Source organism: Streptomyces sp. NBC_01288 (genome assembly GCF_035982055.1).
Lineage (GTDB): Bacteria > Actinomycetota > Actinomycetes > Streptomycetales > Streptomycetaceae > Streptomyces.
This window is the reverse complement of sequence record NZ_CP108427.1, coordinates 808,143-829,439: the sequence shown is the minus strand read 5'-3', so window position 1 is coordinate 829,439 and position 21,297 is coordinate 808,143. Positions and strand designations below refer to the sequence as shown.

Here is a 21,297-nt window from a genome sequence, read left to right as displayed (position 1 = left end):
TTCATCCATACCGCGGCTCTCTTCGGCCACGCCCCCTCCACCGGGTGATGACCTCGGAGGTAATCGCACCGGAACGGACTCTCCGGAACAGTCGGCACCCCGCACGATCACCGGCCGAGGGAGAGCGCCCGATGTCCACGACCCCGACCACCCGCACCGTCGTAGAAGACCTCCTGCACCGCATCGGCCACGCCGAGCCCGAGCGCATCGCCGAGTTGTACGCCGAGCACGTCGACTGGAGGCTCGACTGGCCCGAGGACGCGCACGGCGGCTCCGCCACTCCGTGGATCCGGCACCGCGCCACCCGAGCCGACGCCGCCGACCACTTCCGGGAGCTCGCCGCCCACCATGTGCCGGGACAGGCGGGCACGGAGATCGAGCGCGTCCTGGTCGACGGCGAGGACGCGGTGGTTCTCGGCGAGATCCGGCTGACCGCCGGCCCCACCGGACGGTCGTATCGCGCCAGGTTCGCCCTTCGTCTCACCGTCCGGGAGGGGCTGATCGTCCGTCATCACGTGTACGAGGACAGCCTCGCCGTGTTCCTGGCCTTCGCCCCGGCGGACGGCGGGACTCCGGTCGCGGGCGGGTGACATTGGACCGGTCCCACGACCGTGATCGTCGGGTCGGCCGGGGCCATCGGGTTCGGCCAGATTGTAGGCACCACCGATCTGGCCGAACTTGAGGTGGCCCTATAGGTGCCTCGGGCATCTAATGAAGATCGGCAAGACGCACTCTTCGTCTGCGAGGTCTTCCATGACGGATCTGACGGAACTGACGGACCGGACCGACCAGCCCGAACCCGTCTCCTTCCCGCAGGACCGCACCTGCCCCTACCACCCGCCCGCCGGCTACGACCCCCTCCGCAGCGCCCGCCCTCTGACCCGCATCACGCTCTACGACGGCCGCACGGCATGGCTCGTCACCGGGCACGCCGCCGCCCGTGCCCTGCTGGCCGACCAGCGGCTGTCCTCCGACCGCAGCCGGGCCGATTTCCCCGCGACCAACGAACGGTTCGCGGCGGTCCGGAACCGCAAGGTCGCCCTGCTCGGCGAGAACGACCCCAAGCACCGCACCCAGCGGCGGATGATGATCCCCGCCTTCACCGTCAAACGCGCCACGGCGATGCGGCCCGACATCCAGCGGATCGTCGACGAACGGCTCGACGCGATGATCGCCCAGGGTCCGACCGCTGACCTGGTGCCCGCGTTCGCGCTGCCCGTCCCCTCGATGGTGATCTGCGCGCTGCTCGGCGTCCCGTACTCCGACCACGAGTTCTTCGAGGCCCAGTCCCGGCGCCTGCTGCGCGGTCCGAAGGCCGAGGACAGCCAGGACGCCCGCGATCAACTGGAGGCGTATCTGGGCGAGTTGATCGACCGCAAGCAGCGGAGTCCCGGCGGTGGGCTGCTGGACGAACTCGTCCGGGACCGGCTGAGCGAAGGGGCGCTGGACCGCGCGGAGTTGATCTCCCTCGCGATCATCCTCCTCGTCGCGGGCCACGAGACGACCGCCAACATGATCTCCCTGGGCACCTACACGCTGCTGCTCCACCCCGAGCGGCTCGCTGAACTCCGGGAAGATCCGGGGCTGTTGCCCGACGCGGTCGAGGAACTGATGCGGTCGCTCTCCATCGTGGACGGGTTGATGCGGCAGGCCCTTGAGGACATCGAGGTGGACGGCACGACGATCCGGGCCGGCGAGGGCGTGATCTTCTCGGCCGCGGTCATCAACCGCGACGAGGACGTCTACACCGCCCCGGACACCCTGGACTGGCACCGGCCCACCCGCCATCACGTCTCGTTCGGCTTCGGCATCCACCAGTGCCTCGGCCAGAACCTCGCCCGCGCCGAACTGGAGATCGCCCTGCGCAGCCTCTTCGAGCGGCTGCCCACGCTGAGCCTGGCCGTGCCGGCGGAGGAGATCCCCTTCAAACCCGGCGACACGATCCAGGGGATGCTGGAACTCCCCGTGACCTGGTAAGAGGCTGCGCTCCATGCACACGGAAATTCACATCGACACGGACATCTGCATCGGGGCGGGCCAGTGCGCCCTGGCCGCCCCGAGCGTCTTCACCCAGGACGACGACGGCTACAGCACGGTGCTGCCGGGCAAGGAGGACACCGACGACCCGATGCTCAGGGAGGCGGCACGGGCCTGCCCGGTGAGCGCGATCACGGTGTCGGACAGGGCGGTGGGCTGAGCGGGCTGCTCCGCAGGGGGCAGGGCTGCCGGGTGACCGGTTCCTGAGTGCGGTGGCGGGCGGGCTGGGCCGAGCGGTTCCTGAGGAGGCGCTGGCCGGCCCGCCGAACCACCTCCTCCTGCCGCGAAGCCGATCCCTCCAGCCCGCCCGCCTCAACCCACCACCCCAAGCACCCCGACCTCGACTCCCCGCAACCCCGCCCGCCCCGCGACCACCTCGTACGCGGCGACCCGCCCACCCTCGACCCGCACCCGGAGAGCGAGCAGCAACCGTCCCCCCGGCGTGACCACGATCCCCGCGTCCCCGTCGACGAGGGCGACGGTCGCGTACCGCGTCCGGTGCCGCAGCAGTACCGTCCCCTCCGCGACCGCCCGGGCGCCGCGCAGCTCGGCCGCCACACCCGGCGGCAGCACGGCGGGGTCGGCGTGCCGGACGACATCGGGGGCGAGCACGTCGAGGAGCGCGCCGAGATCACCGCCCCGCGCGGCGGACAGGAACGCCTCGACGACCTCCCGGTGCCGGTCGAGTTCGGCGCCCGGCACCACCGGCGTGCCCCGCACCTTGTGCCGGGCCCGGCTGGCGAGCTTCTTCGCGGCGGGCTGGGACCGGTCCAAGACCGCGGCGACGCTGTCGAACGGCACCGCGAACAGGTCGTGCAGCACGAACGCGACCCGCTCCGCCGGACCCAGCGTGTCCAGCACCACCAGCAGCGCGAGCCCCACCGAGTCGGCGAGCACGGCCTCGTCCTCGGGCAGCTCGTCGGCGCTCGACTCAGGCGGGTCGTCGCCGTAGGGATCCTCCCGTCGGGACGCGCGTGAGCGGAGCATGTCCAGGCAGATACGGGAGACGACCGTCGTCAGCCAGGCGGTGAGGTTGTCGATGCCGCCGCCCGTACGGCTGAGCCGGAGCCAGGCTTCCTGCACCGCGTCGTCCGCCTCACCGAGCGAACCCAGCATCCGGTACGCGACCGCCCGCAGCCGCCCTCGGCGCTCCTCGAACCGCTCCGCCAACTCGTCGTGCCCCCGCATGGGTCACCTTTCCTCGCCGTGCTCCGTCACCTGTCCGACGAACCCGAACCGACCGAGGTGACCACACCATGCTGCTGCACATCGACTCCAGCGCCGACACGACCGCCGACTCCGTGACCAGGCAACTCACCGATACCTTCGCGCGGACCTGGCACGCTTCGCACGGCAGCACGGCGGACTGCCGCCACCTCGACCTGTCCGCCGCACCGGTGCCGCCGATCAGCCCCGCCTACACCACCCTCGGCCGCCGGGTGGAACGCGAGGGATTCGTCCCGCCCGCCAAGGTCCCCGCGCTGATCGAGAGCGCGGCCGAACAACGTGAGTGGGAGCTGACGCTCCCATACATCACCCAACTCCTCGGCGCGGACACGCTGTTGCTCGGTGTCCCGATGTACAACTTCTCGGTGCCCGCGACCCTGAAGGCGTGGATCGACCGCGTCACCTTCCCGGGCGCGCTCACCGACCCGGACACCGGCGAGAGCCTCCTGCGGCACACCCGCGTGGTCGCGGTCATGGCACGCGGCGGCGGATACGGCCCCGGCACCCCGCGCGAACACTTCGACTTCCAAATGCCTTACCTGAAGGCCTACTTCGGCAACCTGGGCGTCCCGTCGGAGAACCTCCACCTCGTCGCCGCCGAACTCACCCGGGTCGACGTCCCGCCCCAACTGGCCGGCCTGGAGGACCTGGCGGCGGCCTCCCTCAACCAGGCCCGTGCTCAGCTCACGGCACTCGCCGCCGTCTGACCCGCCCGACCCGCCCGACCTCAGCGCGCCCGCGACAGCGAACGGGCCGCCTCCCGTGCCTCCGCCGCAGGCTCCGCGCTCCCGGTGATGCCCGCCGTGACCATGGCCCCCTCGGCCAGCAGGAACACCTGCCCGGCGAGTACGCCGGGCAGCCCCGCGTCCGCCACCAGCCCGGTGAGATACTCGCGGAACGCCCGCTTGTGCGCCCGCACTTGGGCCACCACGCGCTCCGAGGTCGCGCCCAGTTCGCCGTACGAGTTGATCCACGCGCACCCGCGGAAATCGGCCTCGGCGAACCACTCCTCCAGCCAGTCGAAGACGGCCGGAATCCGCTCCCGCGGATCATCGTGGCGCTCGACGTGCTCGGCGAGGCGTCCGCGCCAGCGCAGGTCACGCCGTTCGAGATACGCCTCCACCAACTCCTCCTTCGCGGGGAAGAGTTGATAGAGCCGCTTGAGGGAGAGCCCGGAGGCGGTGCGGACGGCGTCCATGCCGACGGCCTGGACGCCCCGCCCGTAGAACAGCTTCTCGGCGGCGTCCAGCGCCTGCTCCCGGGCGACTGCGCTGTCCATGGACACGACCACTCCTCGGCTGCTCCTTGACGTGAGAACGGGCGTTCTCTACGTTAGCAGCGAGAAAGAGAACGTACGTTCTCCGCCTATCGCCCTTCTGGAGACGACCATGGCCGACCGCCCTCCCCTCCCGCCCTTCACCCGTGAGACCGCGGCCCGGAAGGTCCAGGCCGCCGAGGACGCCTGGAACACCCGCGACCCGCAGCGGGTGGCGCTCGCCTACTCGGAGGACTCCGTCTGGCGCAACCGGGACACCTTCGTCACCGGCCGCGCCGAGATCGTCGAGTTCCTCACCGCGAAGTGGGCCCGCGAGCACGAGTACGCGCTCCGCAAGGACCTGTGGGCCTTCGACGGCAACCGCATCGCCGTCCGCTTCCAGTACGAGTGCCGGGACGCCGACGGGCAGTGGTGGCGGTCGTACGGCAACGAGCTGTGGGAGTTCGACGAGCACGGCCTGATGACCCGGCGCGAGGCGAGCATCAACGACCTCGCCATCGAGGAGAAGGACCGCCGCGTCTTCGGGACCCGGCCGGAGACCGAGCGCGGCCGGTCGTTCCCGCTCCAGTAGGCCCAGAAGGCTGGACAAGTAGGGTTCCCGGATGACCGAACCCGACGGAAGACCCTTCCTCTACGTCGTCGTCTGTGCCGCCGGGATCGCCGCCGATGTCGGCCGACTGATCGCCGCCGCACAGGAGTCGGACCGGGAGGTCGGGGTGATCGCGACCCCGGTCGCCGCGTCCGGCTTCTTCGACATCGCCGCCGTCGAGGAACAGACCGGCCGTCCCGTCCGGTCCGCCTGGCGAATGCCGGGCGACCCGCGCCCGTTCCCGCCGCCGGACGCCGTGATCGTCGCGCCCGCCACCTTCAACACCATCAACAAATGGGCGGCCGGTACGGCGGACACCCTCGCCCTCGGCACCCTGTGCGAGGCGTACGGGCTGGGTGTCCCGACCGTCGTACTCCCTTGTGTGGCCGACGCGTTGGCGGCCCACCCCGCCTACCGGGAGAGCCTGGTACGGCTGTGCGGGATGGGTGTGCGGTTCGGGGACCCGTACTCCGGTGAGGTCCAAGAGGGCGGTGCGCGACCGGAGTTCGGCTGGGAGCGGGCGCTGGACCTGCTCTAGCCGCAGGTCACGGTCGGTCCCGCCAGCATGCCCCCGGTGTACAGCGCCTGGCCCTGCGGCATCCAGTACCCCAGCTTCGAAACCACCGTGGAACAACGGGACTTGAGCGCGACCCGGACCACCACCGTGTCCGGGTGCCCCGGCTGGAGATCGGTGAGCGCGCAGTCCAGGGTGTGATGGAGCCGGGTCTGCGACGGGTGGCGGCCGACCAGCGGGTTGACGCAGCGCGGGTCGGACGTGGTCAGCTCCGCGCCCGTGCCCTCCTCCGCGATGAGCCCGAACCGCGCGCTGCCGTCACCCTCGTCACTGTGCCGTTGGACCGTGTACGTCAGGGTCGTCACCGAGTCCGGCCGCAGCGTGCTCCGGTCGACCTCGATGCCGTGCGTGACCTTCGGTCCGGGCGCGGTCAGGGTCAGCGTGGCGTGGACCGTGCCCGTCAGGTCCACGCCCTCGGGCGCGGAGCGGACGCGCACGGTGGCCGTGAAGTCGTACGTCCCCGGGCCCGGATACTGGCCCGACCCGGGCAATGTGCCGGACGCGGCCGTCGCGCCGTCCCGCACGGCGGTCCAGGTGCCCGAGGTGCGGCACGTGTACCGGACGGTCGATCTGAGCTGTCCGCAGGCCGCGGGAGCCGAGACCGCCATGGTCGGGGTGCCGCTGCCCGCGCAGAGGCTGACGACGGCATGCTGGCCGTGCGCGCCGTGCAGGGTGCCCGCGGGCGCACACAGGGTCGACGGCTGCTCGGGCGGGGACGGTGCCGGGTCCGTGCCACCCCACGCGGGCGACACCAGGGCGAGCGGCAGCAGGGCCGCCCCCATCAGAATCCTCAGGCTGGTCGAACGTCTCGGCACCGTGTTCCTCCCGTACGGCCATGACCGGCCGGGTGCCGGTCGTGGCCGTACCGAGGATGCGCGACCCCGGCGGCCGCCCGGCCGTTCCCACGCCGGGGCGCCGGGGGCGTCACACCAACGCCGGACGTCCGTGAACGGCGCAGTGTCGCTCCGGTCGGCCGGGGACGGTCGTGCGACGCCGCGTTGCTCCTGGCTCCGGTCCCACGCTCGGCGGCCGAGGGCGGTCACGCCTCGCCCGGACGCCCGTCAGTGGCCCAGCAGCGCACGCAGCTCCGGCTGCAACAGCTCTCCGTGCGCCCGTACGAGGTCGTCGCACAGGTCCCAGATCCGCTCGACCGGCAGCGCCGCCGCCGTCGCGGGGTCGGCCATCGCCGCGTGCCGGATGTGGCGGGGGTCGCCGTCCGTGGCCGCGCGGACCACCAGGTCGGTGACGGAGATGTACGCGCTGTTGAGGGCCGCGCACTGCGGGGGCAGGGTGCCGATCCGGGTCGGCTGGACGCCCAACGCGTCGACCAGGCACGGGACTTCGACGACCGAGTCGGCGGGGAGGTTGTCGATGAGGCCGCGGTTGGGGACGTTGCCGTAGATCGTGCGGGGTGTGCCGGTGACGATGCTGTGGATGATCTGCGGGGCGTACTCCAGCGTGCCCTCGACGGGGAGCGGGGTGCCGGAGGCGAGGGCCTCGCGGGTGCGGTCGTAGCTCGCGGTGTTCTCCTCGATGATCTCCAAGTACGCGCCGACCGGCAGCCGTAGCCGCTCGATCTCGCTGTCGTGGTGGAGGTACCAGGGCACGTACTCGGCGGAGTGCTCGCTGGTCTCGGTGGGGTAGTGGCCGAGCCTGCGGTACATGTCGACGCGGGCCCGGCGCAGGAGTTCGGGGTCCTTTGCGATCGTCTCGTCGAGGAGGGGGTAGAGGCTCTGCCCAGCCTGTTCGAAACGCAGTACCCAGGCCTGGTGGTTGACGCCTGCGGCCAGGTACGAGACCTCCTCGAAGGGGACGCCGATGAGCTGGGAGAGGTCGTGCATCGTCCAGTACACCGAGTGGCACAGGCCCGTCGCCTTGAGGGTGGGGGCGATGCGGCTCAGGTAGAGGAGGTTCATCGCCATCGGGTTGGTGTAGTTCAACAGGTGGGCGTCCGGGCAGAGTTCGGCCATGTCCTCGGCCAGTGACCGCAGCACCGGGAAGGTGCGCAGCGCGCGGAAGATACCGCCGATGCCGAGGGTGTCGGCGATCGTCTGGCGCAGGCCGTGGCGGGCCGGGACCGCGAAGTCGGTGCGGGTGGCCTCGTTCATGCCGACCTGGACGATGTTGACGACGAAGTCGGCGTCCGCGAGGGCCGATCGGCGGTCGAGGTGCGCGGTGATCTCCGGCTCGGCGCCGCGCACTTGGGCGATGTGGCGGGCCGCGCCCTCCGCCGTCGCGAGCCGTTCGGGGTCGATGTCGTGCAACGCGATCCGGGCGCGGGCGAGTTCGGGGAAGGCGAACAGGTCGGCCAGCAGGCCCTGCGTGAACACCACACTGCCGGCGCCGATGAAGGCCACCTTCACAGCGCTGCCGTCTGTCATCAAGTTCCTTTCAGGTAAGTGGAGTTGGGGTGTGCCGCTCATCCCTTGAGGCCGCTGGACGTCAGCGACTGGATGAACGTCTTCTGCGCCAGCAGGAACGCCACGAGCACCGGCACCACCGTGATGACGTTGCCGGCCATCACCGCCGACCACTTGGTGTGGTGCTGCCCCTGAAAGGTCGTCAGCCCCAACTGGAGCGTGTACCGGGTGTCGTGGTTGATCGCGATCAACGGCCACGACAGGTCGTTCCACGTGGACAGGAAGGTGAGGACGGCGACCGTGGCGAGCGCCGGGCGGGCCAGCGGCATCACGATCGAGAACAGCACCCGCAGCCGCGAACACCCGTCGATCCAGGCGGCCTCCTCCATCTCCCTCGGCAGGGCGAGGAAGAACTGCCGGAACAGGAACACCGCGAACGGCGTCACCAGCGACGGCAGGATCAGCGCGCCCAGCGTGTCGATCAGCCCGAACCACTTCATCACCAGGAACGTCGGGATCATCGTCAACTGGAACGGCACGACCATCGTCGCCAGCATCAGCCCCAACAGCAGCCGTGACCCGGCGAACCGCATCCGCGCGAACGCGTACCCGCCGAGCGAGCCCAGCAGCAGATTCGACACCACCGCCACCGACGCCACGATCAGCGAGTTGGCGAACCAGCGCGGGAACATCGCGTTGCCCAGCACATACCGGTAGCCGCCCAGGTCAATTCCCTTGGGCCACAAGGCCGGTGGGAAGCGGTTGATCTCCGCGTTCGTCATCACCGAACTGAGCAGCAGCCACACGAACGGCAGCGCGAAGCACAACGCCAGCGGCGCCAGCACCAGATGCCACGCACTCACCCGCCGCGCACTCATCGGACCCCTCCCTCCGTACGACCCTGCCGCCGCCGTACGACCCGCAGCGCGCCGCCCGCCACCAGCAGCGCCACCGCGAGGACGTACGCCGACGCGGCGCCGTAGCCTGCCGTGAACATCTGGAAGGCCTGCTGCCAGACGAAGTACACGATCACCGTCGTCGAGCCCAACGGGCCGCCCTTCGTCGTCACATAGATCAGGTCGAAGACCTGGAGCGAGGTGATGAACTGCCACAGCAGCAGGAAGACGGTGACCGGCGTGAGCGCGGGCAGCGTCACATGGCGCAGTACCCGCGTACGGGTCGCGCCGTCGATCCGGGCCGCCTCGACGAGTTCGGGCGGCACGTCCTGGAGCGCGGCCAGGTACACGACGACGCAGAAGCCGACTCCGCTCCACAGTGAGATCAGGACCAGCAGGTACAGCGCCTGGTCCGGGTCGGCGAGGAACCCCTGGGCGGAGATGCCGAGTTGGTGCAGCAGTGCGTTGGCGACGCCGAACTCCGGGTCGAGGATGAACGAGAACAGGACGCCCTGCGCGGTCGCCGACACCACGAACGGGATGAACACCAGCGTCCGGTACAGGCCGATGAGCCGGATCCGGCGGTTGAGGGCCAACGCCAGCGCCAGTCCGCCGACCAGGCTGAGCGGCACGTACAGGGCCGCGTACAGCAGCGTGTTGCCCACCGCGGTACGGAAGTTGGGGTCCTGGGCGAGGGCGCGGTAGTTGTCGAGACCGACCCAGCGGCCGGGCGTGACCAGGTCGTCGGCACGGAACGACAGCAGCAGCGACCAGACGACGGGCACGACACTCAGCCCGAGGATCACCACGACCGACGGACCGATGAACGCCCAGGCGGTGGACCGCTCTTGACGGGCGCGACGGCGAGCGGCGCGGCGCGCGGCCTGGGCGGTCGCGGCGGGTTGTGCGGGGAGGGTGAGGGCGCGGGGCAGTGTGGACATCGGGGTCTCCCGGAAGGGGGAAGTCACCTGGGGATGAGCAGGGCCGCGTCGGCCTTGTCGGCGCAGGAACGGAGTGCCTTCTCGGGGGAGTCCCGGCCGAGCAGCACGGACACGATCGCCTCGCCCAGCGCCTGCGAGATCTGCGGATACGCGGCGTGCACGGGCCGGACGCGCGCCGAACGCAGGCTGTCGGTGAAGACGTCGAGCCCGACCGTCCCGGCACTGTGCTTCCGCCACTCCGGCTGTGCCGCGGTGCCCGTGCTCAGCGGCAGCCCGCCCGCCGAGATGTCCCAACGGACGTCGTGGACAGGGGAGTTCATCCACTGCACGAACTCCACGGCCGCCCGGGACCGGGCCGAGCCGTTGTCGAAGACCGTCCACGTGTCGGGTCCGGAGATGGTGATCGCGTGCCCGCTGTACGTCGGCAGCGGCACGACGCCGTAGTCGATCTTCGCGGTGATGATGTCGGGGAGTTCCCACGGCCCGGTGGCGACCATGGCCATCCGGCTGTTGAGGAAGACCTGGTAGAGCTGTTCGCTGCCGGGCTTGGTGTCCAGGTACGCGCTTTTGTCGTGGCCGAGTCGGGCGAGGGTACGCAGGGCGCGGACGCCCTGGTCGGCGAAGCCGATGTGCTTGCCGTCCGGGGCGACGACCTCGCCGCCGAGATCCCACAGCATCGGCCACAGCCGCCACACCGTGTCCTCGTCGCCGACGGCCGGCCAGCCGGTGCCGAAGACGCCCCGGTCGTGGTCGGTCAACTTCCGTGCGGTGTCGGTGAATTGCTCCCAGTTCCAGCCGGGTTCCGGGTGGTCGAGCCCGGCCTGCCGGAACAGCTTCTTGTTGTAGACGACGGCCAGCGAGTCGAGCACGGCGGGCGCGGCGCGCACCCGTCCGTTGACGGTGACCGCGTCCCGCACCGGCTTCCAGAACGTGTCCCACGGCGTCGGCCCGTCGCGCATCGCGGACGTCAGGTCGACGACGCGCGGGCTGCGCGCCACGCTCGCCAGGTCCGAACCGAAGATGTAGGCGATGTCCGGGTACGAGCCGGCGGCCAGCGCTGCGGTCACCTTCTGGAGCATCGCGTCGGCCAGCACCCCACCGCCGCCCGGGTCCACGCGGATCGTGGGGTGGGTCCGGTTGAACTCGGCGACCAGCGCCTCCACCGCCTTGCGGCCCGTGTCGACCTGCCCGTGCCACAGCTCCACGGTCACCCGGCCGTCCGCACCGACCCCGTCCGAGGCACCGCCCGCACAACCACTCGCGGCACCGATCGCGGCGGCCCCGAGGAGCAGCCCACGGCGTGACATCCCGTTCCCCATCACGGCCTCCTCACCGCACCTTGCGGACGTAGCCGGCACTACCGGGCGTCGACACGTCCAGGTCCCGGCGCACGATGCTGAGCCTCCCGGCGAAGCCCGAACGGGCCTTGCGCAGACCGGAGTCGGAGTACTCGATGACGATGACCCGGTCGTCGAAGGCCCGGGCGTACTCCCCGCACTCGTCGTACTCGGCGCACTCCTCCGCGATCGCGAAGTCCAGCCCGGTCTTCTTCCTGAGCCCCGCCAACTCCACGGTGTTCTTCTGGGCGATGGCCAGGTGCCGGGCGTGCGCGTGCCGGGAGAGCAGGGTGATGAAGGCGGTCGCGTCGTTCGCCGTCAGCAGGTCGTCGGAACGGGTGTAGCTGTCGTAGTTGTCCGGCTCGACCGCGTCGAAGCCCTTGGCCGCGCAGCCGTCGATCCACCGGTTCACCCGCGCCGCCACCCGCTCCCGCTTGGCCGCCGTACCGATGTCGAGCAGCGCCTCGCCCCAGTCCTCGTCGACGACCACCTCGCCGTCCGCGTCCCGCAGCAGCAGGTCGGCGGGCCAGGAGGCGCGCTCGTCCGGCTGGGCCTGGAAGGCGTTGACGTAGCAGATGGTGTAGAGGCCGGGCGCGGGCGACGCCGTACGGTCACGGCTGACGATCCGGACACCGGCCGGCGGGGGATAGGCGCCGCCGATCTGGTAGTCGAAGTCGGCGTGCGGGGGCGGGAGTTGGACCGTTCCAAGCGTCGAACGGGAGGCGCTCGCAGACGGGGTGGGGCTTTTCGACGGCGCCGCGCGGGGCGGGCTCGCCGAAGGCGCCGGACGCGACGGGCTCTTCGGTGCCGCGCGCGACGGCTGTTCCGGCGCCGAACTGGTCGAGGTTCCGCACGAGGTCAGGACCGCCGCGGTCGCGACGGCGCCGCCCAGGAACGCCGCCGTCCCGAGACCTCCGACGCGGGAGACACCCTTGACGGGCATGTCCGCTCCATCAATCGCGGGTACGACCCCGCCTCGGACCGGATGGAGCCGCGGTCCTGGCGACTGTGGCCGGGCTTGGAACCTGTCCGCTACCGGCTGGGCGCACCTCTGCGTACCGCGCCGCACGCGCGGGCACGTCCAGGATCAAAGCGCCCGGCCGCGCCACTCGTCAAGGGTGCGCGCACATGCCCGACTTCGAGTACCCGCGAAGTCGTACGCTCCGAAGCGGTACCGAACTCGAAGGCAGGAGCAGCAACGATGCAGTACGTGAAGCTCGGTTCGACCGGCCTGGACGTCTCGCGGATCTCTCTGGGCTGCATGACCTACGGCCTCCCGGACCGCGGCACCCACGAGTGGACCCTCGACGAGGAGGCGTCGCGCCCGCTGATCCGGCAGGCGCTGGAGGCCGGGATCAACTTCCTCGACACGGCGAACGTCTACTCCGACGGCACCAGTGAGGAGATCACCGGCCGGGCGCTGCGCGACTTCGCCCGGCGCGACGAGGTCGTCCTCGCCACGAAGGTGCACGGCCGGACCCGCCCCGGACCCAACGGTGCGGGACTCTCCCGCAAGGCGATCATGTCCGAGATCGACCACAGCCTGGAACGTCTCGGCACCGACTACGTCGACCTCTACCAGATCCACCGTGCCGACCCGCACACCCCTGTCGAGGAGACGATGGAGGCGCTGCACGACCTGGTGAAGGCGGGCAAGGTCCGCTACATCGGGGCGAGTTCGATGTACGCGTGGCAGTTCGCCAAGCACCAGCACACCGCCGAGCGGCACGGCTGGACCAAGTTCGTCTCCATGCAGAACCACTACAACCTCCTCTACCGCGAGGAGGAGCGCGAGATGCTGCCGCTCTGCGCGGACCAGGGCGTGGGTGTGCTGCCGTGGAGCCCGCTGGCGCGCGGCCGGCTCACCCGGGACTGGGGCACCACCACCGAGCGCAGCAGCACCGACAACTTCGGCAACCGCCTCTACCAGGACGGCGACCGCGCCATCGTCGAGGCGGTCACCCGCATCGCCGGCGACCGGGGCGTCCCGCGCGCCCAGGTCGCCCTCGCCTGGCTGCTGCACCAGAGCACGGTGGCCGCACCGATCGTCGGCGCGGCCAAGCCGCAGCACATCGAGGACGCCGTGGCGGCCGTCGAACTGGAGCTGAGCGACAAGGAGTTGGAGGAGCTGGAGCAGCCCTACACTCCGCACGCGATCAGCGGGCATTCCTGACCCGGCCCAACAGGGCGTGGTCCAGGCCTTGTTGACGAACCGTCAGTGCGGGCCGTGCGGTGCGAACTCCGTGCCGCACGGCCCCGCCCCGGCGCTCTCCGCCAGCGGCACCCGCTCACCGCTCATCGAGATCGTGCGGTAGAAACGCCCGATACGGTCGGCCGAGCGGCCCACGTAATGCCCGATGAACGAGCGGCGGAAGCGGTCCGCGCTGCGATTGGGCCCGGAGCCGTGCACCAGGCTCCCGTTGAAGAACAGGACGTCCCCGGGCGCCATGTCGACCGGCACGGCCGCGAGCCCCGGCGGCGGTGGCACGTACTCGCGCGCGAAGGACACCCCGGCGTCCGCCTCCTCCGGGCAGAACACGTCCATGCGATGGGTGCCGGGCACGACCTCCAGGCCGCCGTTGTCCCGGTCGATCTCGTCGCAGGCGATCCACGCGGCCACACAGGTGCCCGGCTCGGCCCGCAGATAGAAGTTGTCCTGGTGCAGCGCCTGGCCGCGCGCTCCGGGCGGCTTGAAGTAGAACATGCTCTGCGCGGCCAGTACCTCCTCGCCGAACAGGGTCTCCAGGACGCTCCGCAGGCGCGGTTCCAGGAGGAAACGCAGGGCCAGTCGGCTGATCTCGTGGGGGTGCATCACCCTCGGGTGGGTTCGGAGGGGATCGTCGGAGACGTGCGGTTCGAAGTGTCCGGGCACCGGACCGGCCGCGTGCAGTGCGGTGAACTCCGCACAGAGCCGGTCGATTTCGTCGGAGCCGAACAATCCGCGCGCGATCGTGAACCCGTCCTCCTCGAACGCGCCGATGTCCGTGGCCGTCATACAGACCTCCTCAGTGTTATGTCACACCACAGTGTCAGGAGGTCGGGTGCGTGCCTATTGGTTGGTCGTGAACTCTGCCATCGGTGATGGCGTGGAAGTCGGCAACTCCCGTGCCGCCAGTGGCTCGTGCGGCAATGAGCCGGGCGGCCGGAACATGACCTGGGAAAACCGGAGCAAGGGCCGTCCTCGCGCGCGACGCGCGAGGTACGCCGGGCTGCCTCCGGCCAATGGTTTCTGGATTTCCCGTGTGGATACGGTGGCAATCCCATAACGGACCCGATTGACGAATCGTCAAATGGCAGGGGTCGGACCGCAATGCACAAAACGAAGGGAGACCTTGTTCCGCCTCGCTGACCTGTGCAAAGGTGTGCCTGTCGACGCGCGGGCACATTGATGATTCCCCTCCGCGCGTTCGAGGCCGCTCCCGTACGTCACCCCCTTGCTTCAAAAGAGCTGCCCCAGGCGGACGTTCGGGATGCCATCAATCGGACGGGCGGACCTTGTCGGCCTGTCGGCAGGGTCGCATACCCGCCGGTATGGGCCGAATTCCGCGTTTCACCTGGAGGAATGCAGCCGTGACGGACCCAGGTCCCTCGAATTCCCCGACTTCCGCTCACCACTTCGAAGTGACCGACGAGCAGCTCAGCGCCGAGCTGAAGAAGTGGACGGGGACGACGCCCGCGCTGCAACCCGTCGGCGAACTGCTGGACCGGCACTGGGAAGCGGCCTTCGCCTATGCGCGGCTGTGCACCGACGGACCGCACCACGCCGGAATGCTCACCACGGCCGCTTTCACCCGCCTCTTCGGGGAATCCCTGCGGCAGTCGGGACCGACCGCGGCCTGGCGTCCCCAGGTGCTGGTCACCGTCCGCCGTATCGCCGCGGAATGGGTCGCCGACCACCGGCAGGAAATGCTTCACCCCGATCTGCGCTGGGCGAGCGGCGACGGCGACCGCGGCGCGGCCCGGATGCTGCCCGTGCCCGAACGGCGCCTGCTCTCCCGGGCGTTCCAGCGGCTGCCCCAGGCGGCCCGCACCCTGCTCTGGCACATCGAGGTCGAGTCCGAGCCCTATGCGATACCCGCCGGACTGCTGGGCCTGGACGAGGAGGGCGCCGACATCGAACTCGGGCGCTCCCGCGGCCGGTTGCGCGAGGAATGCCTCCAGGTCCACCGCGAACTCGCCCAGGACGACGAGTGCATGCGGTACATCCGGCTGCTGGACGTCACCTTCCGGCGCGGCGGCGCGGAGGTCGACCCGGACCTTGCCATGCACCTCAGCGTCTGCAAGCACTGCCGGTACACCGCCGACCAGCTGAACCAGTTCAACGCCGGACTCGGCATCGCACTCGCCGAAGCGGTGCTCGGCTGGGGCGCGCGGGCCTACCTGGAGGTCAGGGCCGGCAGCCGCGCGCTGCCCGCCGAGATGTCGTCCGCCTCGACCGAACTTGCGGTGCACCCCGGCCCGCGGCGCGGCGAACTCAGATCGGCCCACAAGGCGGCCCGGCGTGTCCGCCGCCGCAACCTCGCCGTGGCCGTGCTGACCGTGAGTGGGCTGGTCGTCCTCCCGCTCGTCCTGTGGTCGATCGGCGGCTCCGGCGGCGACAGGACCAGCACGGAGAACCAGGCCGCCGGCGCCTCCGGCACGGGCAAGGAATCCGCCGACCCCTCCTGGGCCAGCAAGAACGACACCACCCAGGGCACGCTCAGCGGCCGGCTGCACAACGTCGAGTCCGGCCTGTGCATCGGCGTCGCAGGCAACAAGCCCCTCCGGGGCAACGAGGCCGAACTGCAGACCTGCTCCTCGGCGGCCGGCCAGCAGTGGTCGTACGAGACGGACGGCCAGTTGCGCAGCACCGCCGACCCCGGCCTCTGCCTCGACTCGCACCTCGCCTTCGAGGTACAGCTCGCCCCCTGCACGAGCGCGTCGTCGGCGACCGCGAAGAACATCCGCTACGACTTCACGCTCCAGGGCATCCTCGTACCGCGCTGGAACCAGGACCTGGCCCTGACCCCCGCCTCCACCGACGGCGCCGGCGCGCTTGTCCTGAAGAACCGGGCGGACGGCTCCGCGCAGCGCTGGGTCTTCGACACCTCGAAGGCCGACCCGCAGATGCAGGTCGTCAACTGGGACACCGACAGCACCGGCTCGCCGACCCCCACGACGAAGAAGGCCGCCCCGACGCCCTCGAAGACGCCGACGGCCACGCCCACCCCGACGCCGAGCGCGTCGACCCCGCAGTCCACGCCGACGACCACGGCCCCGACCACGGACTACTGCGACTACTACCCGTCGTACTGCGAGGGCGGCAGCCAGGGCGGCTGGGGCGGAGGCGGCGGATACGGGGGCGGAAACGGCGGCGGTGGGCACGGCCACTGAGCCTCAGTGCGGCGGATGCGGCGGTGGCGGCGGCAGGGTCGAGATGCCCGGCGCCGCCTCCGGCCACACCAGCAGCACCGGACAGGGCGCGTGATCGACGGCGAACCGTACGGCGGGCCCGAGACTGTGCGGGCCGAGCCGGGCCCGGTCGCCGTCGCGGGCCAGCACCAGCAGATCGGCGTCCCCGGCGGCGGCCACCACCTCGCGCTCCACGCGCCCGGACCGTTCCGTCCGGGTGCACGGCCGCCCGAGCCGCTCGGCCGCCGCGTCCAGCAGCTCCGCCGCGGACGTACTGCCGAGATCCTCCAGCCGGGTCCCGGGATCGCGGTGCGGACCACCCCTGCCGAGCAGCCCGGCGAACGCCCCGTGCGCGACCTCGGGCACATCCGGCCCGCTCACATGCAGCAGCACCACCTCGTCCGCCTCCGGCGCATGCGTCCGTACGGCGTCCACGCAGGCGGGCCATGTGCCCTCGACCAGCCAGGCGATCACACGCATTCGGCCTCCCTCGGTGTCAGAGAACCTGGAGCGACACCCACAGTGCCAGCACCGCCGGGACGAGCGCGGACGGCACGGCGAGCAGCCCCAGCTTCGTGAACTCCTTGAGATCCACGCCGTGTTCGTGCTGATGCACGATCCGCCGCCACAGCAGCGTCGCGAGCGACCCGGCGTAGGTCAGGTTCGGCCCGATGTTCACCCCGAGCAGCACGGCGAGCACGGCCCCCGGCCCGGACTGCGCGGTCAGCGGCAGCAGGACCAGTACCGCCGGCAGGTTGTTGATGAGATTCGCCAGTACGGCGGCCAGGGCGGCGATCCCGAGCAGGGCCGCGATGCCGGTCCCGCCGGGCAGGAGGTGCCCGAGCGCGTCCGAGAGCCCGTTGTCCACCACGGCCCGCACCACGATCCCGAGCGCCAGCACGAACGCCAGGAAGGACGGCGCGGCGGCCCGTACGACCGTGAGCGGGGTCGCCTGGCGCCGTAGCAGCGCCCGGCCGGCGAGGACGAGCGCGCCCGCCAGCGCGGCCCACGCCGGATCGATGCCGATCGCCGAGGTCAGCACGAACCCGGCGAGGGTGCAGGCGACGGTCGCCAGCGCGAACACGGGCAGCTCGGGCTTGTCGCCCGATGTCGGTGAGGGCGCGGCCGCCGCGAGGTCGCGGGCGAAGAAACGCCGGAACACCAGGTACTCGGCGCCGATCGCGACCAGCCAGGGCAGCACCATCAGCCCGGCGAAGCGGGTGAAGCTCAGACCGCTCGCCGCGAACGCGAGGAGGTTCGTCAGGTTGGAGACCGGCAGCAGCAGCGAGGCGGTGTTCGACAGGTGCGTGCACGCGTAGACGTGCGGCTTGGGACGCACCCCCATCCGGGACGCCGTCGCGAACACGACCGGCGTCAGCAGCACGATGGTGGCGTCCAGACTCAGCACGGCCGTGATCACCGAGGCCAGCGCGAACACCGCCGTCAGCAGCCGGCTCGGACTGCCCTTCGCCCATTCCGCCATCCAGGCCCCGCAGGCCCGGAACAGGCCCTCCACATCGCAGAAGTGGGCGAGTACGAGGACCGCGGCGAGGAACCCGACCACCGGCCCGAGCTGCTCGGCCTCCGCCCGCGCGTGGTCGAGCGAGATCGCCCCGGTGGCCACGGCGATCCCGGCGGCGGGGACCGCCATCACCGCCTCCGGCCACCCGAAGGGGCGGACGACGGCCCACACGAGGACGGCGACGAGCAGGACGACGGACAGGGTTTCGGCGAGCGGGGTGTTCAGCGGACGGTCCTCCGGGACGCGGGACGTGGTGCCCGCCCCATGTAACCAGGCCGCGGCGCGCAACCCGTGATCAGGAACCCGTACCCGCGCTGAGCACCGTCAGACGCACCGAGGACGAGTTGCCCGACAGGGGCACCGCGCCGGCCGTCCACTTCACGTGCAGCGAGTCCTGCTCGTCGGGCGGGGTCACCGCGAGCCAACTCGCGATCGCCGTCTTGGCGCCGCTGACCTCCGGGTTGGAGAAGGACAGGCCCGCCCAGGCGCTCTGCCCCGGCTTCAGCGTGACCGTGGTGACGGTGCTGCCCGACTCGCGCTGCGGGTCGTCGCCCAGCTGGGTGCCGGACGCGTTCAGGAAGGCGGCGCCGGGATAGCCGCGGACCGTGCAGGTACGGCCGGACGAATTGGTGAGGACGATCGGGAAGTTCTCCTGCCCGGCGCCCGGGTCGTTGGTGCCCACCTTCGCCTTCAGCTCGGAGGTGTGGCACCGGGTGCTGCTCGCGGTGCCGGAGTTGGTGCTCGTGCCGCCGGAGCCCGAGGAGGTGGAGGAACCCGACGAGGTCGAGTTCGAACCGGTCGCGGTGTCGCTGCCGCTCGACGTGGAGGCCGGTGTGCCGGACCCGTCGGCCGAGGCGTCGCCGCCCGCGGGCGCGGCCGTACCCGACTGGGTCTGCGGGCTGCTCACCGTGCCGCTGCCGCTGTCGCAGGCCGTCGTCGTCAGACCCAGGACGGCGATCGCGCTCACGAGCAGGGCCGCCCGGCGCAGGGACTGGGACGTGTTCGCCATCTTCAACACTCCTGGTGGTTCACCGCACGCACTTCGGCGTGCCGACCGCGCCTCATGCGCCGTCACACTGGTCCGATACGGATGGGCACGGAAAAGTTCGCGAGTCCGCCGGGATCTTTTCCCGGACTTGGGACTCGACAGTGGTCAGGTGACCCGGAGCGAGCGGAGTATGCGCGAGGTCGCGTCACCGCTGTGCTGCCGGATCTGCACGTAGACCTGGGGCTGCGCCGCGCCGCCGACCATGCGCAGCGCGGTCTCCGAGAGGGTGCCCGTGCTGCCCGAGCAGTCGCTCCAGGTACGGATCGTGCCGCGCCAGGTGGCGCTGGAGTAGGCGTGGCTGCCGTCGTAGTGACAGCCGGAGTGCGCGATGCCGTCCACCTCGGTCGCCACGCTGCCGTGCTCGCTCAGGCCGATGAACACGCCGTTCACGTCCGCCGACAGATCCGGCCACTTCGACAGGTCGTCGGCGACGGCCAGCCCCGGCTCGCTCCCGGCCGTCAGCCCGAGCGCCTGCGGATTCCAGCCCGAGTCACGCAATTGACGGCCCCACGCGTCGGGCACCTCGGCCACGATCCGGCCGGTGCTGTCCTTGACCCGCAGTACCGATGAACTCCCGGACGACGAGGGCAGGTTCAACACCACGGCGCCCGTGCCGGCCGCCACCACGACGAACAGACCGGCCATCAGCGCGACGCCGCGGTGCCGACTGTGCGGCTTGCGCTGCCTGCGCGTGGGGGCGGCCTCGGCGGCCAGCCGCTCCAGCTCCTCCGCGAACTCCCGCGCCGTCGGCCAGCGCCGCTCGCGGTCCGGTTCCAGCGCGCGGAGCACGGCCCGCTGGACGTCGGGCGACACGTCCGGCCGCAGCCGGTCCGGCCGTACGACCTGCCCGGGAGCCCCCGGGACCGTGCCGGTGAGCAGCTCGTAGCCGACCGCTCCCAGGCTGTACACGTCGGCACGCTCGTCGATGCCGTACCCGGGCTGCGCCTGCTCCGGCGGCTGGTAGCCCGCCGAACCGGCGGCCAGGGTCAGGCCCGACCCCTGCGCCAGGCTCTTGGCCAGGCCCAGGTCGGCGAGCAGGACGCGGTAGCTGCCGTCCGGCGCGGTGCGCAGCAGCACGTTGGTCGGCTTGATGTCCCGGTGCACGATCCCCGCCTTGTGCAGCGCGGCGGCGCCCCGGGCGGCCAGCGCGGTCAGCCGCAGCGCCTCGGAGACGGGCAGTGGACCGGCGGTGAGGAGATCGGCGAGGGTGCCGGCGTCGGCGTACTCCATGACGAAGTACGGCCGTCCGTCCGGCAGCTCACCGATGTCGTAGACCTGGACGACCCGGTTCGAGTCGGCGCGGCGCAGCAGCCGGGCCTCGGAGAGGAAGCGGTCGACGATGTCGAGGCGGTGCGCCCAGTTGTCGGCGAGGACCTTCACGGCCACCGGAGCTTCGAGCACGTCGTCGTGCGCGAGCCAGACCGTGCCGAACGCGCCGGTGCCCAGGCGGCGTTCGAGTCTGTAGCGGCCGATCTGTTCGACGAAGTGCATGCGACTATCATGCCTGCTCGTAGACCGAGGCGGAGGAGTGGATCCAGTGCGGGACACGGTACGGACCGAGGAACTGGCGCGGCGGGCCGCGGCCGGTGACCCGGGTGCCCTGGACGAGCTCCTGCGGTCGATCGGACCCGAGGTCCTGAGGCGGTGCGGGCGCTTCCTGCCGTGCCGCGAGGACGCCGAGGAAGCGGCGCAGGACGTGCTGATGCAGGTCGCCCGGAAGATCGGCACGTTCGAGGGCCGCAGCCTCTTCAGCACCTGGCTCTACACGGTGGTCGCCAACGGCGCCCGGCAGAAGTACCGCGAGCTGAAGCGGCGGGCCGCCGAGCAGCCGGCCGAGATCGACGTGTCACAGCACGTCGATCCGCGCACCACGAGCGTGATCGCCGGCTCGAAGATCGACCTCCTGGAGGCGCTGGAACGCCTGGAGCGGGAGCAGCCGCACCTCGTCGAGCCGCTGGTCTACCGGGACATCTGCAACCTGGAGTACGCCGACATCGCCGCTCGCCTCGGCATCCCGCTCGGCACCCTCAAGTCCCGGCTGCACGAGGCCCGCCGCCAGGTCAGGCCCTGGCTGACCGACCTCTCCTGAGCCGACCGGC

22 protein-coding genes are annotated in these 21,297 nt (G+C 71.2%); 9 read left to right on the top strand and 13 right to left on the bottom strand.

Going from position 1 to position 21,297, the window contains the following annotated elements:
• Nucleotides 1-131: 131 nt before the first annotated feature.
• The 3 genes from OG194_RS03765 (at nt 132) to OG194_RS03755 (ending at nt 2,197) form a co-directional block, all read left to right on the top strand.
• Nucleotides 132-590, top strand: a complete 459-nt coding sequence (locus OG194_RS03765) for a nuclear transport factor 2 family protein (RefSeq protein ID WP_327399382.1) — start codon at nt 132-134, stop codon at nt 588-590.
• A gap of 163 nt (nt 591-753) precedes the next feature.
• Complete coding sequence (locus OG194_RS03760; RefSeq protein WP_327399381.1) at nt 754-1,977, top strand: cytochrome P450; 1,224 nt, start codon at nt 754-756, stop codon at nt 1,975-1,977.
• A 13-nt stretch (nt 1,978-1,990) separates the two neighbouring features.
• Nucleotides 1,991-2,197 carry a ferredoxin gene (locus OG194_RS03755; RefSeq protein WP_327399380.1) on the top strand — a complete coding sequence of 69 codons (207 nt, stop codon included), beginning with the start codon at nt 1,991-1,993 and terminating at the stop codon, nt 2,195-2,197.
• Between the two features lie 152 nt (nt 2,198-2,349).
• On the opposite strand, the gene OG194_RS03750 is transcribed toward OG194_RS03755, so the two are convergent.
• The gene (locus tag OG194_RS03750) at nt 2,350-3,225 is read right to left on the bottom strand and encodes a sigma-70 family RNA polymerase sigma factor (protein ID WP_327399379.1); all 876 of its coding nucleotides are present in this window, start codon (nt 3,223-3,225) and stop codon (nt 2,350-2,352) included.
• A gap of 68 nt (nt 3,226-3,293) precedes the next feature.
• Here OG194_RS03750 and OG194_RS03745 point away from each other — a divergent pair, with 68 nt between their 5' ends.
• Nucleotides 3,294-3,971, top strand: coding sequence for an FMN-dependent NADH-azoreductase (locus OG194_RS03745; RefSeq protein ID WP_327399378.1), 678 nt, complete (start codon nt 3,294-3,296; stop codon nt 3,969-3,971).
• A 20-nt stretch (nt 3,972-3,991) separates the two neighbouring features.
• Here OG194_RS03745 and OG194_RS03740 read toward each other — a convergent pair whose 3' ends face one another.
• Nucleotides 3,992-4,543 carry a TetR/AcrR family transcriptional regulator gene (locus tag OG194_RS03740; RefSeq protein WP_327399377.1) on the bottom strand — a complete coding sequence of 184 codons (552 nt, stop codon included), beginning with the start codon at nt 4,541-4,543 and terminating at the stop codon, nt 3,992-3,994.
• A 109-nt stretch (nt 4,544-4,652) separates the two neighbouring features.
• Between OG194_RS03740 and OG194_RS03735 the strand changes: the two genes are divergently transcribed.
• Both OG194_RS03735 and OG194_RS03730 read left to right on the top strand, forming a co-directional pair.
• Nucleotides 4,653-5,111, top strand: a complete 459-nt coding sequence (locus tag OG194_RS03735; protein ID WP_327399376.1) for a nuclear transport factor 2 family protein — start codon at nt 4,653-4,655, stop codon at nt 5,109-5,111.
• A gap of 31 nt (nt 5,112-5,142) precedes the next feature.
• Nucleotides 5,143-5,667 (top strand): flavoprotein, encoded by a 525-nt coding sequence (locus OG194_RS03730; protein ID WP_327399375.1) that lies wholly within the window; start codon nt 5,143-5,145, stop codon nt 5,665-5,667.
• On the opposite strand, the gene OG194_RS03725 is transcribed toward OG194_RS03730, so the two are convergent.
• The 6 genes from OG194_RS03725 to OG194_RS03700 all read right to left on the bottom strand — a co-directional run bounded on the left by OG194_RS03725 (nt 5,664) and on the right by OG194_RS03700 (nt 12,180).
• Nucleotides 5,664-6,518: a hypothetical protein gene (locus tag OG194_RS03725; protein ID WP_327399374.1), complete on the bottom strand. Its 855-nt coding sequence runs from the start codon at nt 6,516-6,518 to the stop codon at nt 5,664-5,666. The two genes, OG194_RS03730 and OG194_RS03725, sit on opposite strands and share 4 nt — an antisense overlap.
• 246 nt (nt 6,519-6,764) lie before the next feature.
• Entirely contained in the window at nt 6,765-8,084 is a 1,320-nt protein-coding gene (locus tag OG194_RS03720; protein ID WP_327399373.1) for an alpha-glucosidase/alpha-galactosidase, read from the bottom strand.
• Nucleotides 8,085-8,122: 38 nt separating this feature from the next.
• Complete coding sequence (locus tag OG194_RS03715; protein WP_327399372.1) at nt 8,123-8,941, bottom strand: carbohydrate ABC transporter permease; 819 nt, start codon at nt 8,939-8,941, stop codon at nt 8,123-8,125.
• Entirely contained in the window at nt 8,938-9,900 is a 963-nt protein-coding gene (locus tag OG194_RS03710; RefSeq protein WP_327399371.1) for a carbohydrate ABC transporter permease, read from the bottom strand. The genes OG194_RS03715 and OG194_RS03710 overlap by 4 nt, the downstream gene beginning before the upstream one ends.
• A 23-nt stretch (nt 9,901-9,923) precedes the next feature.
• A complete protein-coding gene (locus OG194_RS03705; protein ID WP_327399370.1) occupies nt 9,924-11,219 on the bottom strand; it encodes an ABC transporter substrate-binding protein in 1,296 nt (431 codons plus the stop codon).
• Nucleotides 11,220-11,229: 10 nt separating this feature from the next.
• Nucleotides 11,230-12,180: an endo alpha-1,4 polygalactosaminidase gene (locus tag OG194_RS03700; RefSeq protein ID WP_327399369.1), complete on the bottom strand. Its 951-nt coding sequence runs from the start codon at nt 12,178-12,180 to the stop codon at nt 11,230-11,232.
• Between the two features lie 258 nt (nt 12,181-12,438).
• Between OG194_RS03700 and OG194_RS03695 the strand changes: the two genes are divergently transcribed.
• Nucleotides 12,439-13,410, top strand: a complete 972-nt coding sequence (locus OG194_RS03695) for an aldo/keto reductase (protein ID WP_327399368.1) — start codon at nt 12,439-12,441, stop codon at nt 13,408-13,410.
• Between the two features lie 42 nt (nt 13,411-13,452).
• On the opposite strand, the gene OG194_RS03690 is transcribed toward OG194_RS03695, so the two are convergent.
• Nucleotides 13,453-14,232 carry a phytanoyl-CoA dioxygenase family protein gene (locus OG194_RS03690; RefSeq protein WP_327399367.1) on the bottom strand — a complete coding sequence of 260 codons (780 nt, stop codon included), beginning with the start codon at nt 14,230-14,232 and terminating at the stop codon, nt 13,453-13,455.
• 575 nt (nt 14,233-14,807) lie between these two features.
• Between OG194_RS03690 and OG194_RS03685 the strand changes: the two genes are divergently transcribed.
• Nucleotides 14,808-16,610, top strand: coding sequence for a ricin-type beta-trefoil lectin domain protein (locus tag OG194_RS03685; protein WP_442811484.1), 1,803 nt, complete (start codon nt 14,808-14,810; stop codon nt 16,608-16,610).
• A gap of 3 nt (nt 16,611-16,613) precedes the next feature.
• Here the strand turns inward: OG194_RS03685 and OG194_RS03680 are convergent, their stop codons facing one another.
• From OG194_RS03680 to OG194_RS03665, 4 genes are all read right to left on the bottom strand, one after another.
• Nucleotides 16,614-17,108 carry a universal stress protein gene (locus OG194_RS03680; protein WP_327399365.1) on the bottom strand — a complete coding sequence of 165 codons (495 nt, stop codon included), beginning with the start codon at nt 17,106-17,108 and terminating at the stop codon, nt 16,614-16,616.
• A 16-nt stretch (nt 17,109-17,124) separates the two neighbouring features.
• A complete protein-coding gene (locus OG194_RS03675; RefSeq protein ID WP_442811483.1) occupies nt 17,125-18,438 on the bottom strand; it encodes an arsenic transporter in 1,314 nt (437 codons plus the stop codon).
• A 7-nt stretch (nt 18,439-18,445) separates the two neighbouring features.
• On the bottom strand, nt 18,446-19,159 hold the full coding sequence (locus OG194_RS03670) for a DUF4232 domain-containing protein (protein ID WP_327399364.1): 714 nt from the start codon (nt 19,157-19,159) through the stop codon (nt 18,446-18,448).
• A 144-nt stretch (nt 19,160-19,303) separates the two neighbouring features.
• The gene (locus OG194_RS03665) at nt 19,304-20,689 is read right to left on the bottom strand and encodes a serine/threonine-protein kinase (RefSeq protein ID WP_327399363.1); all 1,386 of its coding nucleotides are present in this window, start codon (nt 20,687-20,689) and stop codon (nt 19,304-19,306) included.
• Nucleotides 20,690-20,735: 46 nt separating this feature from the next.
• Here OG194_RS03665 and OG194_RS03660 point away from each other — a divergent pair, with 46 nt between their 5' ends.
• Nucleotides 20,736-21,287 (top strand): RNA polymerase sigma factor, encoded by a 552-nt coding sequence (locus OG194_RS03660; RefSeq protein ID WP_327399362.1) that lies wholly within the window; start codon nt 20,736-20,738, stop codon nt 21,285-21,287.
• Nucleotides 21,288-21,297 lie beyond the last annotated feature (10 nt).

Excerpts from the sequence above, each read along its gene's own strand:
- OG194_RS03765 (WP_327399382.1), top strand. The coding sequence starts at position 132 with ATGTCCACGACCCCGACCACCCGCACCGTCGTAGAAGACCTCCTGCAC.
- OG194_RS03760 (WP_327399381.1), top strand. The coding sequence starts at position 754 with ATGACGGATCTGACGGAACTGACGGACCGGACCGACCAGCCCGAACCC.
- OG194_RS03755 (WP_327399380.1), top strand. The coding sequence starts at position 1,991 with ATGCACACGGAAATTCACATCGACACGGACATCTGCATCGGGGCGGGC.
- OG194_RS03750 (WP_327399379.1), bottom strand. The coding sequence starts at position 3,225 with ATGCGGGGGCACGACGAGTTGGCGGAGCGGTTCGAGGAGCGCCGAGGG.
- OG194_RS03745 (WP_327399378.1), top strand. The coding sequence starts at position 3,294 with ATGCTGCTGCACATCGACTCCAGCGCCGACACGACCGCCGACTCCGTG.
- OG194_RS03740 (WP_327399377.1), bottom strand. The coding sequence starts at position 4,543 with ATGGACAGCGCAGTCGCCCGGGAGCAGGCGCTGGACGCCGCCGAGAAG.
- OG194_RS03735 (WP_327399376.1), top strand. The coding sequence starts at position 4,653 with ATGGCCGACCGCCCTCCCCTCCCGCCCTTCACCCGTGAGACCGCGGCC.
- OG194_RS03730 (WP_327399375.1), top strand. The coding sequence starts at position 5,143 with ATGACCGAACCCGACGGAAGACCCTTCCTCTACGTCGTCGTCTGTGCC.
- OG194_RS03720 (WP_327399373.1), bottom strand. The coding sequence starts at position 8,084 with ATGACAGACGGCAGCGCTGTGAAGGTGGCCTTCATCGGCGCCGGCAGT.
- OG194_RS03715 (WP_327399372.1), bottom strand. The coding sequence starts at position 8,941 with ATGAGTGCGCGGCGGGTGAGTGCGTGGCATCTGGTGCTGGCGCCGCTG.
- OG194_RS03710 (WP_327399371.1), bottom strand. The coding sequence starts at position 9,900 with ATGTCCACACTGCCCCGCGCCCTCACCCTCCCCGCACAACCCGCCGCG.
- OG194_RS03705 (WP_327399370.1), bottom strand. The coding sequence starts at position 11,219 with ATGGGGAACGGGATGTCACGCCGTGGGCTGCTCCTCGGGGCCGCCGCG.
- OG194_RS03700 (WP_327399369.1), bottom strand. The coding sequence starts at position 12,180 with ATGCCCGTCAAGGGTGTCTCCCGCGTCGGAGGTCTCGGGACGGCGGCG.
- OG194_RS03695 (WP_327399368.1), top strand. The coding sequence starts at position 12,439 with ATGCAGTACGTGAAGCTCGGTTCGACCGGCCTGGACGTCTCGCGGATC.
- OG194_RS03690 (WP_327399367.1), bottom strand. The coding sequence starts at position 14,232 with ATGACGGCCACGGACATCGGCGCGTTCGAGGAGGACGGGTTCACGATC.
- OG194_RS03680 (WP_327399365.1), bottom strand. The coding sequence starts at position 17,108 with ATGCGTGTGATCGCCTGGCTGGTCGAGGGCACATGGCCCGCCTGCGTG.
- OG194_RS03670 (WP_327399364.1), bottom strand. The coding sequence starts at position 19,159 with ATGGCGAACACGTCCCAGTCCCTGCGCCGGGCGGCCCTGCTCGTGAGC.
- OG194_RS03665 (WP_327399363.1), bottom strand. The coding sequence starts at position 20,689 with ATGCACTTCGTCGAACAGATCGGCCGCTACAGACTCGAACGCCGCCTG.